The following is a 13,611-nucleotide window of genomic DNA, read 5'->3' on the forward strand; positions in this document are numbered from 1 at the left end:
TTATGAATAAGCAAACGTATCCCCATAGCCATTGCTGGCTTTTTTTTATGCTGTACCGGTAACAAAGCAATCGCCGTGCTAGTCCGTTATCAGCAATGTCCTCCCCCTTATACTGTAGTTGAAATGTTCAAACTCCTTCAAATAATCAAGCAACTCCTGCAGTCCTTTCGACCGGGTATAGCGTACCCAAAACGCCTGATCGCTCAGGTGGGCCTGTATGCGCACATCTACATCGTACCATCTGCTGATGTGTTGCAGCATTTGCCGCAGGTTCATATTATCAAACAAAAAATAACCGTCTACCCAGGCCAGGGCCTGCTCCGCATTTACCGACCTTACCTTTATGGCGGCACCCTGTTGCAGCGAGGCCTCCTGGTTCGGTCGTAACAGGCGCTTTTCAGTGGTGCTGGCCACTTCTACCGCACCTTCTGCCAGGGTGATCTTTGCCCCCGGATCCTGTGCATAGGCCTGCACGTTAAACCGGGTTCCCTTTACCGTTACATCACCTGTTTGCAGCTTTACCACAAAGGGCCAACCGGCATTCTTTGCCACTTCAAAATAGGCTTCTCCTTTCAATTCCACGTGCCGTTCCTTTTCATTAAACTGCATGGGGTAGATCAGCGCCGACTCCGCATTCAGCCAAACCTTTGTTCCATCCGGCAATACAATGCGGTATTGTCCGCCCCGGGGCGTTTGGAGGGTAGCAAAAGAAGCGCTGCCCCTGGGCGCCAGTGCCTCCCCATCTTCATATTGTACTCCACCGGTATCTACACGAATTCCTGTTTGTTTTTCGCTGAGCGCAAGACTTTTACCGGTAGACAAGACCAGGGTGGCTCTGTTGCCTCCTGGGGCAATACCGGCCTGCCGGGCCACCAGTGGCGGGTTGTTTTGATGACGGTAGGCGCGCATTAAAAAGAACCCACTGAACACCACCAACAGTACCGATGCGGCCACTGCTATCCTTCTTAAGCGTACCAGGCGCGGCCGGCGCAGCTGCTGTAGCAGCCGACGATGTATCTTGTCTGGATCAAAGGCCGCCCCCGGGTCTGCATCTGCCGCCATTACCGGCTGATCAAAATGCCCCGAGATCAGTTCCTGCAGTACCGTATCCCCTTCGCTGGTTTCAAAATAACTCAGCAGCAATTCCGCCTCTTCACGGGAGCATTTGCCCCCGAGGAACCGTTGATAGAGTTGTTCGATTTCCGCGTTCAATACGATCTGTTTATTATATATTCAATTGAAAAGAAAAAAGTCTATGCTCGTTTGAAAAAAAATTTTCGCCGGCATACATATGTTTACTCGCACCAGATGGTTACCAGCAACAGGCAAAGGGGAGGAATGGTTTTATAATTGGTGAGTTCCTGGCGGATGGTGCGCATGGATTTGGCCATGTGATCTTTAATGGTGCCCAGGGAAACATTGGTTTCCCGGGCCGCTTCCTCATAGGTTTTACCTTCCATTTTTATGAGCAGGAACACTTTTTTGCGCTGCGGCGGCAGTTTATCGATGATCTCGTTCAGGATCGTACTGGTTTCCAGGAAGCTCATATGTTCACCTACAGGGTCATAACAGGCGGTGGCGGAGCGAACCAGCAATTGCTTATAGCGCTGTTCGCGGATGGCCCTTCGATAAAAATTGATGGTAGTGCTTTTGGCGATGCGGAGCAGTATGGCCTGTACGGGTACTTCCGGGCTGATGGTATGCCGGTTTTGCCAAAGCTGCAAAAATACTTCCTGCACCAGCTCTTCGCAATGTTCGTGCACTTTTACCAGGCTCTGTATGCGCCGGTATACAATGGTGGCATACCGGAAATAAAGCCGGGAAAAGGCGGTATGGTCACCTTCCTTTAATTGCACGAGTAAATCCGAGTCTGGCAAATTCATCATTGGCATTTGGGATCATTGGGGTAAAGATAATTATTTCCGCCAAACAGGAACAAATATCGGAAAATCCTGAAACCTGTTTAAAAACAGATCTCCGGGACGCAATTTCAGGTTTTTCTTTTGCTCACTGATTTCACGGATGCGCACAGATTCTTAAAACTTTTCCGTGAACATCTCGATGATCTGTGAGCAATAGTTCCTAAGTATGCAAAAAACCGGCTTCCGTATGTTTCCATACAAAAGCCGGTTATAAAACGTCCAAAATACGTTACTTATACGCTATGGTTTTTTATCCCACCAAACCTTGGACAAAAAGGAATCCCCCTGCTGCATCCGCGCCACGGCTTCCTTATAATGCGCATTATTCAATTGCGCTTCGTCTGATGAATAAATGCCCCGCCGGGGGATTTGCCCGTTCGTTGAACCAGGATTGGGACCCGGCGTTAGTACCGGATACCCGGTACGCCGCCATTCTGCAAAAGCTTCCATATTCCGGCCAAACAGATGGATCCATTTTTGTGTGGCAATTTTTTCCATCTTCTGTGCGTCGGTAAGACCGTCGAAACTTAATACGGTGCTTACATAATCGTTGGGCACGGTATTGAGATTATATGGTGCAAGCGCAAAAGCTGCCTTTACCCCTTCCAAAAAGAAATTGTAAGCATCCCCGTTGTTGGCGCCCCAACCCAATAATGCGGCCTCGGCCTTGTAAAAACATATATCGGAATAGGTGAGCGCATAACTGGGTATGGGCGTAAACGTTTGACTGAAGTAGGTATTACGGCTGGCCGTGGAGTAATTGGCGCGGATCAGCTGCGACAACTGGTTATCGGTAAGGGCTACCCCAATGCCCTGGTAAACCGGGTTCCCATTAATGGTAACGGGCTGAGCCAATAACGGCAGCCGGGGATCATTATAGCCTTTCAGTTTATCAACGAGCGTATTGGCCAGGTAACGCAGGTCGGCAGAGCCGGTTACGAACTGCCGTAAAATGGGGTTGTAATTTTCAGCCTGTGCATTGTTATACGTAGGCACGGCGGCGTTGTCGGCATTACTGCCCAAAAGTCCCAGTGAAGAGGTCATTGCCGCCTGCACGGTTTGCTGCGCCAGTGTCGCATTGGCATAGCGGATCCGCAAGCCCAGTCTTAGTTTTAATGAATTACCAAACTTTTTCCATTTATCAATATTGCCGTTATAAAAGAAATCAGCAGTGCCGTAAGATTGGTCTCCGGTAGTGAGTTTTGCCAGGGCGGCATCCACACGCTGGATCAGCAGTGGGTAAATGTCTTCCTGCTTGTCAAACTTCGGCGTCCGGTTAATGACTGCATCGGATGTGGTTACTTCCGAAAAAGGAATATCCCCAAACAGGTCGGTAAGACGCTGGTAAAGGTATACTTCGTACAATTCTGCAATCGCCCATTTCGAACGCCCGGCAGGATCATTTTCCAGTCCGGTCAGCTCTTCTTTAATACGGATGATATTGCGCAATAAGGTATAGTGTTGCGACCAGATCAGGTCTTCCGGTCCTTCGAAATACCGGGAAACCGGCACCACGGGTCCGCCCGCCCAATGTTGCACCCAGGAGCCCATTTTGGTATCGGGCAGCTCACCGGATTCCTGGAAGGTTCCATCCCGTAATATACGGGCAAAAAGCAGCCCCGGATCTACAGAAACCACGGAGGTAGGTGGTGTATTGATCTTTTCAAAATCCTTTGTACAGGCGCCCATGGTTGCAGCCAATGCGAGGCCCGCTATAATATGTATATTTAATAATCGCTTTTTCATGACTGATCAGAATTTAAAATGCAAGGGATAAGTTGATACCAAGATTGCGCATCATCGGCAGTGAGGTGGATTCAATACCAATGGAGGAATTGTTTACGTTAAAGGCGGCGGTTTCCGGAGAAAAACCATCCGTCTTCCGTTGAAAGTAAAACAGGTTGCGGCCGTAAACGCCCAGCTTTGCCGATTTGATCACCCCGGTGGGCAACCAGTTTTTGGGTAACTGGTATGCAAGGCTGATCTCCCGCATCGCCACATAACTCATATCGTTGATCATCTCTTCCGACACCATTACCTCCTTATCGCTGGCCACCATGTTCCAGTAATCCTGCGCCTTTACAGGAATATTATTTTTTTGTCCGCTGCTTACCCAAGCTCCATTACCGTCTTTTGTGGCAATATATCCATCCGCGATATAAGATCCATCTCTTCCCGGAACAGTTTTATTGGTAACCCCGTAAATGATCTCTTCCCGGTTCGACTGCGAAAAGATAACGCCGCCCTGGCGGATGTCTACCAGCGCATAAAGGCTAAAGCTCCTGTACTTCCAGGTGTTGCCAAACCCGCCCAGCCAATCGGGCTGTGCATTGCCCAGTTCCGTTTCTACACGGCCGCTGGTGCGCAGCGGTAATCCGGTTGCCGGGTCAATCAAACGATTGCCGTCGGCATCCCTGATCCAGGCAAACTGTGTGCCGATCAGTTGTCCGAATGGTTTGCCAACTTCTGCTACCACATTAATGCCGCGGTCCGTTGCCAATAAGAAGGTTTCCACACCGGGATACAGCGATTCCACTTTATTCTGATTCCGGTTGAAATTAAAGACCGTATTCCATTCAAACCCGGAAGCACTGCGAACCGGCGTTGCGGTTAACACAAATTCGATGCCCCTATTGCTGATCTCCCCGGCGTTGATCCGGTTCTTTGTATACAAACTGGAAGGCGCAATGGGAACATCCAGGATCTGGTTTTTTGTGCTGGCCTGATAATAAGTAAAGGACAATCCCAGCCTGTTTTTGAGAAACCGAAGATCGGCACCTGCTTCAATGGAAGTGGTCAGCTCATTCTTCAGGTTCGGATCCGGGATCACATCCGTATAAGATGCCATGGGTACGCCCCCGTGTGTATACTGGTTGAGGCTATATGTACCCGTTAACTGATACGGGTTGCCCGAGCTGCCGGCCTGTGCCCACGAAGCTCTTAGTTTTATATAGGAGAGTGCATCCGATTTAATATTTGCCAGGTCTGATAAAATCAAACTGGAGCTGATGGAGGGATAGAAAAAGGAATTATTGTCTTTGGACAACGTAGAGGACCAGTCGTTGCGCGCAGAGAAATCAATAAACCAGTAATTTCGGAATCCGAACTGACCCGACATATAGGCCGAATTGATCTGGGATTGGCTTAAATCGAATAGATAGGAATTAACCGAGGTGTTGTTGATCACATACAGATTGGGTACGATAAACGTGCTACCGGTATTGCCGGTAAGCCGCAGGTAACGGCTCTGATGACTCCCTCCCAGGTTTACGCCCAGGTTCATATCTTTTCCCAACGAAAAACTGGAGCTGGCCAGGAAGTCGAAATTGTTTTCGCGCACGCGGATCACCTCCTCCCGCATATCTCCTTTTTTATTCAGGCTCTGGTAGGTATTGATGGGCCGGTAACGGAAACGCTGATCGGTATAAAAATCTGTTCCACCGGTTGCCATTAATTTTAGCCAGGGCAATACTTCATACGTTAGTCTTAACATACCGATGATGCGATCCCTGCGGTCTTCGTTATGATTTTCATTGATGGTCCAAAAGGGGTTCCCCGTAGAACTGTTGGTGGCATAGGTTTTTTCCAACCCGGCATACACACCCGAAAACCCAAGTTGTTTTGCCACTTCTTCATCGGTCCATTTATAATTAGACATAATGGAATTACCCAGGCTTCTTGGTTGACTGATCAACAGATAAGCGGGGTTATCTGCAGCATCTGAAAGCGTGGGACGGTTCTGGGCTTTCTGCATGATATAATTTACTTTACCATCAAGGGTTACCCCCGGCCAAAGCTTGGCCTGTGTTCTGAGTCCAAAATTATTCCGGTTGAGATCATTGGTTGGAATGTATCCGTTCACATTGGTATTGGCATAGGAAAACCGGTAGTTGATCTTCTCGCTGCCGCCATCAACGCTCAGGTTATTGACCAGTTGCTTTTCCGGTTGGAAAAAACTGCCATAGGTATCGGGCTCCGGTGTCAGCTGAAGCACATGGCCGTATTGATCTTCATACGTCTGCCCGTCCATTCTTGCGCCCCAGGAGGCGCGGGTGGTCCGGTCGCGCCCGGCGCTCATTTTGGGTATGCCCTGGTAATTATTTGCCCGGGCATCGGCCATGGAAACGATGGTGCCATCCGACTTCCGGAAATGGGTAAAATCACCATTGAGCCCCTGCGCATATTCGTTCTGAAAATCGGGTAATACCAGGGCATTGCCTACAGAATAGTCAACATTATAGTTTACATTGATCTTGCCCGCCTTGCCGGATTTCGTGGTAATTAAAATAACCCCATTGCTTCCCCGCTGGCCATACAGTGCAGCGGCATTGGGCCCTTTCAGTACCGACATAGTTTCGATATCATCCGGGTTAATGTTCCCGATGCCATCACCATAATCGGTTCCACCCGTTTGGCTGGCAGCTCCGATATTCTGATTGTCGATCGGCACTCCATCCACTACATACAGGGGCTGACTGTTACCAATAAGCGAATTATTACCGCGAATGACCACTTTAGCAGAACCACCCGCCCCGGATGCAGCCCGGGAAACCTGAACCCCCGATACCTTACCCGATAACGCATTGGACACATTGGCTTCTTTTCCCTGGGTCAGTTCATCTCCTTTTAACTCTGCCACGGTGTATCCCAGGGCCCGCTTTTCCCGCTTAATGCCCAGGGCGGTTACCACTACCTCACTCAGCTGGGCCCTTTCAGTTTCCAACGATACGGTAAGCGCCAGCCGGTCATTTGCCGCTACGTTGTAACCAGTGAGTTGCTTGGGTTTAAATCCTACGGAACTGAAGTTGATGCTATACCCGGTACCCTGCGGAACGGCTGTAATTAAAAAATTACCGCCGGCATCTGTTGCGGTGGTCTTATTAAAACCATTGGCACCATTCGACAACACAACGGTAACACCCTGTAACGGCTGATTTGCTTCATCTCTTACTACACCGTTAATGATTGCTGTGTTTTGGGCAAACAACGCAAAATTGATACACAGAAGCAGCAATACTCCGGAAATACGTGCTACAACGGGAAGCCAGCTGTCGTTTGCCTTAAACAGTAATATGGGCTGCAATAGCCGCTCCCATGCTGATAATTTTCTCATAACTCGAAATTTCAATTGATGGATTTTATTGTTTAGATATCTGGATATTTATTTTGTGTAAATAATTTATCTCCCGGATCATATCTTCATAAACCCGGTCCGACTTTTTAAAAGATCCGCTGTAAAAGCGGTTTGCCAGTTGGCCCGCCGGTACCTGCAATCGTAAATGATAATTATTTTCCAAGATCTGCACCACCTTCTCCAGGGCCATATTTTTAAACGTAAGGGTGGTACCATCGTCGCGGAAAGATTCCCCGCGGTCAAAATCCGTCTGACGGTCTTTCGACTCCGATACAATCTGCAGGCTAACCGGATTGATCTCTATCTCCCTGTTGGGTGTCAGCTCCAGGTGTACCGGCTTTTCGATTTCTTTTTCACCGCCTGTAATTTTAATTTTCCCCTCCAGTAACCGGATCCTGGTGCGGGTGCTGCCCGACAATTCATCCACGATAAACACCGTGCCCAGCGCGGTAGTGACCAGGTTTTTTGAGTATACATTAAACGGCAGGGCTTTATTTTTAGCCACGGTAAACTGTGCTTTGCCTTTTAGCCAGAAATCGCGGCTGTTCCGCCCCCTGAAGTTTTCGGGGAAACGGATCTCGGAGCCGGGATATAGCCGGATTTCAGAACCATCTGCCGCTTTTATAGGCAGCACATCCTTACTGGTGTTACTATAGTACCGCATTTGAGAAGGGTGAGCGGCCTGCGGTTGCTTTTGCGCCAGCATAGGTTTCACAGCCGGTTCAGGGCCGGTAACGAGCCATGTAAGAAATACCACACCGATCATTGCCGCAGCGGCGGCACCGTATAGCAGGTACCGGGTATTGCGCCGCCGGCGCTCATAATGGTTTATTTGCTGCAGTAATGAAGCATATAACTGCTTGTCGTTATAGCCAGGTGCCGCTGTATCAGGCTCCGCTTCCTCCCACCGGAACGCATCCAGCAAGGCGGTCATCTTTTCCGGATCCCTGCGCAGCAATTGCCGGACCAAACGTTGCTCCCCGGGGGTACAGCTCCCCGCAAAAAAGCGTTGTAACAGGTCTTTTGAAACTTCCATTCCCATAAAATACGAATGGAAGTTGCTTATCCCCTAATCCGGTGAAAAAAATAATTAAAAAAGCGGTAAGCGTCTTTCTTAATGTTTTCAGGGCTATCGATATGTGGTTTTCCACGGTTTTAACGGAAAGGGAAAGCCGCTCGGCGATCTCCCTGTGCGAGAGTTCTTCAAACCGGCTCATGGTAAAAACCTTTCTGCGCATTTCGGGCATTGCAGCCACCTGGGCTTCAATCCGTACCAGCAGTTCTTTGGCATTAAAGGATTCTTCTGTAGCATTGGTTACAGCAGCTCCACCGGGTACCATGGTTTGCAGGTTATTCCGCCGGCTTTGTTCGCGCAGCAGATCAATGATCACCGACCTGCTGATACAACGGATCTGTGCTTCTGCAGGGATATCGGTTTTTCCTGAACGAAGGTTCTTCCACAATTTTAAAAAAACACGCTGCACCGTTTCCTCGGCTAAGTATGCAGATTTTGTAAATTCCCAGGCATATGCATATACCTGCCTGCTCCATTTCTTAAACAGGTCTTCAAAATCATTTGATATGGCATTGGACGTTAGAGACATCTTCCCGGACTGCTACCAGAACCCCGATAAAGATATTTATTAAACGATTATCACCCATATCCGGATAAAATATTTTAGAACAGCCGGTCAATACCCGGCATCTTATACAAATCGGAGCGTTTGGCAACCCGTCAGAATTAAAATATAATTATATATAAACAACCACTTATCAGCCGGCAGCGGATCCGCTGTTAACAATGCTCATTGGCCGACAGGCCGGCATCTCCTAATAACAGATCCCATTGATCCGTCACCGCGCTGCCTGCTTCGAAGTAGGCTGTAGCAGGGCACCCAGGCGGCTTGGTTTTGCCTGCGGCTCCGGTGGCAGGTGCCGCGGACGTACCACATATACGCCGCCGGTGGAAAGATCCGGATAAAGCGCATTGGGCTCCTGTGCGATAAAAAACACATCATCTCTTCCGCCGTATGCCCTGGGTACCCGGAACAGTTCCAGGTTGATACCCAGTGCCCCAAAATGCCGGAACCGGAGCGTATCTCCGCCGGGCAGGTAGAGTTCCATATTATAAAAACCGGCGGAGTAATGGTGTTTGATCAGGCCCCAGTCTTCTTCTTCCCGGTCTACCACCGCATAGCCCAGGCATTTCAACAGGCTGGTATCCCGCTTTTCCGGCGCTACGCCAAAATCGGGTCCAATCTCCTGCATAGGAATAAAGCGGTTAGAGGGTTTAAGCGGGTATTTTCGATCGATTTCTTTGGACATAAAAAATTGACTTAGACTTCTGTCGAAAGGTGGTCCATAAGTGATCCACTTGTCTTCAATTTTAAAAAAAGGATTCCCCCCAGATGACATTATGTAGTATTGAGCATTTTGATAGTCCTTATCCAGAACTTCGAAAGATCTATCGCCCTGGGGAGATGGAATATACCGCAGCTTTACAAAAGATCTATCGCCATTTATTAACCACTCACTAAAGGCCCCATTCATCCTTATAATACCATTATCATACACTCCCATTGATTCAGAACAAAAAGTATCAATAATGTTCCCATTATTACTAATCTTGTAAAATTTGAAAGCGTGTAATACCACAATATTTTGAATCGTGTCGTATAAAAATTTCCAGTATGCACTTTGGCTGTCTTCTGTAAACATTTTTACTTCATAGTTTCTAGTACCAGGCGATGTAGCCAAGTTATATCTAAAAGGATGCATGATTCTTTTTTTTTTAAAACATGAAGTTAATAGTATAGTTACCAGAGGTAATAGTATGAACATTTTTATTTTCGCCATATTATTGCTCGTTATATTGCTTTATAATGCCTCTTATATATTCAGTATATCCAACCGATGTCGAGATAAATTTTCCGGTCTCCTCAGCTAACGAATCAATTGCTTCCCGATCGGCTTCAAAATCGATCTCCTTATATAAATACCGATTCCATTTATCGCTTTGTTTATTTTCTTTTTCTATTCTATAAAACCTTTTCCCACCTACCTTCAATATCCGCTCCCAGATATTTGTAGTTATACCAATAGTGTCCCGCTCATACTTCCAGTCGTCCAGGATCTTTTTATTGGTAAGCAGGGGCACAGGGCTGAAATGGGCATAGAGGTCCGCTTCCTGCAAGGCCGCATATTCCAGCAAGGCCACGATATAATGATAACCGATCATCCATTGTACTTCTTCCCTGGGTACATCGGCCGCCGGTGCAAAGAAACGTTGATACAACCGGCTTAATGGAGTGGTAACCCATTCCAGCTTTTCAGCATAGAGCCCATGCACCGTGGCATCCAGTGAGGCAACGGCCGTGCTCCCGCTGTAAGGATCAAAGACTGCTCCGTATTTTTCATGATAGTATTGTTTTAACCGGTTGTAGCGCAAAAACGATCGCGCATAGTCCTTTGCCAATGTTTCGTAATCCGTCCACACCTGCTCTTCCCAATCGTTAAATTCAATACGCCGGTTCGCAATAAAAGAAGGCAGGAAGAGATCGCCCAGTTGTACTGCGCCGGCGTCATACACCGGGATGCGTTTTTTGCTACCGATATCGGATACCGTATGCTCCAGGTCGGTTCTGTTGGGATATACTTCAAAACTAAGCAGGCTCCAGTCACCTTGCGGATCACATGCGCTGTCTACCCCCGGTATATCTCCACAGCGGGTTACCGGGTCTCCCCGGTCATTGGTAAAATCAAACTGCACCGCCCTGCTTTTGTATGCGTCCCAGTCGCCGGTTATTTTTTTCAGATGTTCATAAATTCCTTCCTCATGCTGCAGCTTATTATAGGTTTCATTAAACAGATCGGCCAGGCCGTTAATGTAGGAGGTGGTATTTTTTGACGGATCCTTCTTTAAAAACGCAAACACTGATTTATCCACCTGCAGGTATCGCTTCTTCCACCATAACAGGTTCTGGTATTCGGTTCCTGTGAGGCTTACCGGCTGATGCGATCCCAGGAATATGATATTCACGGGTATCTGCGCCCATCCCTGTCGACTGGCATAATTGAGAATGCCCAGTACCACGCCTGCTGCACAGGCACTGCCCTGGCTGTGGCCTACAATGGTTACGGGACGATAAGCAGGTGTATAGCTTTTTAAAAATGCTTTCAATGTTTCATCCCGGATCGCATCGAAGCTTTTCCGGTCCAGGATGCCCCACGAAGTGGCTGCCCAGCGATATCCCAGTACAATCCCATGATCAATACGATGTGCCGCATCCGAACCCAGACCATGGGAACCATTGATAAAATATTCATTTCCCTGGGCGTTAAAATAGCTGGCATAGGTATTGGAGCCGTTGTACTGGTTGGATTTTTTATTCCAGTATCCCCATGACCATTCCGCCTGCCCGTATGAAAAAACAGGACTGGGTGCTCTCTTAAGCAAGGCTTCCCCCATATTTTGCCTGGTAAATCCACCCTTCTGCTGTTGCAGGATCCGGTCTGCCTGCCTTGGGTCCTGCCGTTGCGCAGGCGGGATGCGGGCATCCAGTTCCCCTGGTGTAAAAACATCTTCGTTACTGGCGGCGTTCTGTTCATCGGCATTGGCGCCTTTGAATACATACCATTGGTCCCGATCGGGATTCGTGTCCATAATAGCATTGATGTTGGCTCCGATATTTTTTACCGGATCGCTCAGGTATCCGTTGCAAAAAAGGATATAGCCCTGAAACATAGGGGCCGCTTCTTTATCAAACGGTTCCTGCCCGGTGGATACAAGGCTTTTCACCGGACTGTAATGATAAGTATGATCTGCAACCGCCGGACGCTCAACACCTGTAGCGTTAGCTGGTGGTGCCGGAAATACCGGGATCCTGTTTGCTGAAGTTCGAACGACCTTACCCATGGCTGTTGTTTAATACATTCCCGAAAGTCCCGGAAGAGATCCGGCGATGAAGGCCGTTAAGGATACCGTAGCTTCCTGTGCATGCTGCTGAATGGTAAGAATTCCTCCAAAACGGCATTGTGTATAGGAATCATCCATTACAAATTTTTTGTTCCCGATGGTTGTTTTTTTACTGGCATTTTTCCAGCGCTGCAGTTGTGGCGTACAGGGCGGCGACGGACTGCTGCGGTTGCAGGTACCGCAGGGAAGGATCAGGCTGGTGTCCTGGTTCGTCACCTTCAGTTTTCCCCCGATGTATATTTTTTGCTGGGACGTAACCTGGATCCTTCCGGTTGCAGTGCCCAGACTGCATGTTACCATGCCGCCGTCAACAACATAATTACGGTTCTTCATATAATAGCATTTAAAGAGTAAATCAATCTGCGGTTATAAATACGGTCGACGACGGCGCCCACCGATAAGGTGGTCTGATCAAAAAAGCCAGACCGGTCTGCAAACAGGTAATGCCCGGAATAAGAAAACAGAAGCTCCTGTGACCCGGTTGCGCCCACCTGTAAAAAGAGCGCATGATTCAGTTTATTGAGATCTGTTTCCCCGGATACCAGGGAGCCGCTCACCTCGATCAGTATCTTGTTTTCCTCCGCCAGCAATACCTGCTTTTCTTCCGCTATGGTGATATCCGTTGCGCCGATGAAGCCCCCGATCTGCTTTCCGGTTGTCCTGGATGCTCCCGCATTTTTATAGGTACCATACATATCATTGCATAACCATTGAAAGAAAAGGTCATGCCGGTACACCGCTTCCAGGTCGGTTCTTAATTTTGCTTCAAATGCTGCGATCTTATGAAGCAGTCCGGTATCCCGTCCAAAGGCACTGGCCGACAGGTCGCGCCTGACTTTCATCCAGGCTTCCAGGATCGCTTCACGGTTCAGCACCTCTTTTATCCGGCCTGCTTTATCAACCCGAAGTACGAGGTTCCGGTGTATATCAAAGATTTTTGTATAGATCCACTGTTCTTTGTTGTACTCTGCCATGCCGTTGAACCGCGGGCGTGAAAAACAGATGGTGTACACGACCCCTTCTGCATGTCCGAGGGAACAACAAAGTGTTACCTCCATATCAATATCGGCCTGTTCAGTTAGAGATGGCGTTTGCAACATGGATCCGATCCTTAGTTCATACCGCCTTTTACCTTCTTTGGGTGCTATTCGTATGTTGCAGGCGGGCCTTTTGTCTTCGTTATTATTCTCCATAGTTAATCCGGTTTTTGCTTTGCAGGGTTAATTTATCCGTGGCATCAATCAGCATTTTTCCACTGCTGCTGTGCAGCAGGACTTCGCTTCCGATCGTCTCGATTTTTTTACCCACCTGTACTTTCCGGTTTCCCGTAACCCATTCTTCCGTGCTGGCCGATTTTTTTATACTCCGTTTCCCGATGTTTTCATGTTGATCTCTTCCGATGGTGGTAACCATATCTTCCCCCACTTCTACGTTCATATGTTCCCGGATATGCATCCGTAGATTCTTTGCATTAAAGGTCATGGTTTCCGGAGCGGTGATGGTGATGTTCTTGCCCGAAGTATCCAGGTAGATCTCATTGCCCCCGGGATCCCGGATGATGATATGTGTACCCGAGCCCG

General features: G+C 48.3%; 11 protein-coding genes. All 11 read right to left on the reverse strand.

Annotated features, from left to right (window positions below; translation table 11 throughout):
• Nucleotides 1-78: 78 nt before the first annotated feature.
• Nucleotides 79-1,212 carry a FecR family protein gene (locus LQ567_RS24465; RefSeq protein WP_231008547.1) on the reverse strand — a complete coding sequence of 378 codons (1,134 nt, stop codon included), beginning with the start codon at nt 1,210-1,212 and terminating at the stop codon, nt 79-81.
• An 83-nt stretch (nt 1,213-1,295) separates the two neighbouring features.
• Entirely contained in the window at nt 1,296-1,886 is a 591-nt protein-coding gene (locus LQ567_RS24470; RefSeq protein WP_231008548.1) for an RNA polymerase sigma factor, read from the reverse strand.
• A 276-nt stretch (nt 1,887-2,162) separates the two neighbouring features.
• Nucleotides 2,163-3,668 carry a SusD/RagB family nutrient-binding outer membrane lipoprotein gene (locus LQ567_RS24475; protein WP_231008549.1) on the reverse strand — a complete coding sequence of 502 codons (1,506 nt, stop codon included), beginning with the start codon at nt 3,666-3,668 and terminating at the stop codon, nt 2,163-2,165.
• A 13-nt stretch (nt 3,669-3,681) separates the two neighbouring features.
• Complete coding sequence (locus LQ567_RS24480; RefSeq protein WP_231008550.1) at nt 3,682-7,035, reverse strand: SusC/RagA family TonB-linked outer membrane protein; 3,354 nt, start codon at nt 7,033-7,035, stop codon at nt 3,682-3,684.
• Between the two features lie 25 nt (nt 7,036-7,060).
• On the reverse strand, nt 7,061-7,990 hold the full coding sequence (locus LQ567_RS24485) for a FecR family protein (protein WP_317206850.1): 930 nt from the start codon (nt 7,988-7,990) through the stop codon (nt 7,061-7,063).
• A complete protein-coding gene (locus LQ567_RS24490) occupies nt 7,944-8,660 on the reverse strand; it encodes an RNA polymerase sigma-70 factor (RefSeq protein WP_231008551.1) in 717 nt (238 codons plus the stop codon). The genes LQ567_RS24485 and LQ567_RS24490 overlap by 47 nt, the downstream gene beginning before the upstream one ends.
• 250 nt (nt 8,661-8,910) lie before the next feature.
• The gene (locus LQ567_RS24495; RefSeq protein ID WP_231008552.1) at nt 8,911-9,381 is read right to left on the reverse strand and encodes a hypothetical protein; all 471 of its coding nucleotides are present in this window, start codon (nt 9,379-9,381) and stop codon (nt 8,911-8,913) included.
• Nucleotides 9,382-9,913: 532 nt separating this feature from the next.
• Nucleotides 9,914-11,971 carry an alpha/beta hydrolase gene (locus tag LQ567_RS24500; RefSeq protein WP_231008553.1) on the reverse strand — a complete coding sequence of 686 codons (2,058 nt, stop codon included), beginning with the start codon at nt 11,969-11,971 and terminating at the stop codon, nt 9,914-9,916.
• A gap of 9 nt (nt 11,972-11,980) precedes the next feature.
• Nucleotides 11,981-12,364 carry a DUF4280 domain-containing protein gene (locus LQ567_RS24505; protein WP_231008554.1) on the reverse strand — a complete coding sequence of 128 codons (384 nt, stop codon included), beginning with the start codon at nt 12,362-12,364 and terminating at the stop codon, nt 11,981-11,983.
• Entirely contained in the window at nt 12,361-13,224 is an 864-nt protein-coding gene (locus LQ567_RS24510; RefSeq protein WP_231008555.1) for a hypothetical protein, read from the reverse strand. Before LQ567_RS24510 ends, LQ567_RS24505 begins: the two co-directional genes overlap by 4 nt.
• A partial coding sequence (locus LQ567_RS24515) for a hypothetical protein (protein WP_231008556.1) occupies nt 13,214-13,611 on the reverse strand: 398 nt, incomplete at its 5' end. The genes LQ567_RS24515 and LQ567_RS24510, both read right to left, overlap by 11 nt.

Origin of the sequence: Niabella pedocola, assembly GCF_021044425.1 — a bacterium.
Lineage (GTDB): Bacteria > Bacteroidota > Bacteroidia > Chitinophagales > Chitinophagaceae > Niabella > Niabella pedocola.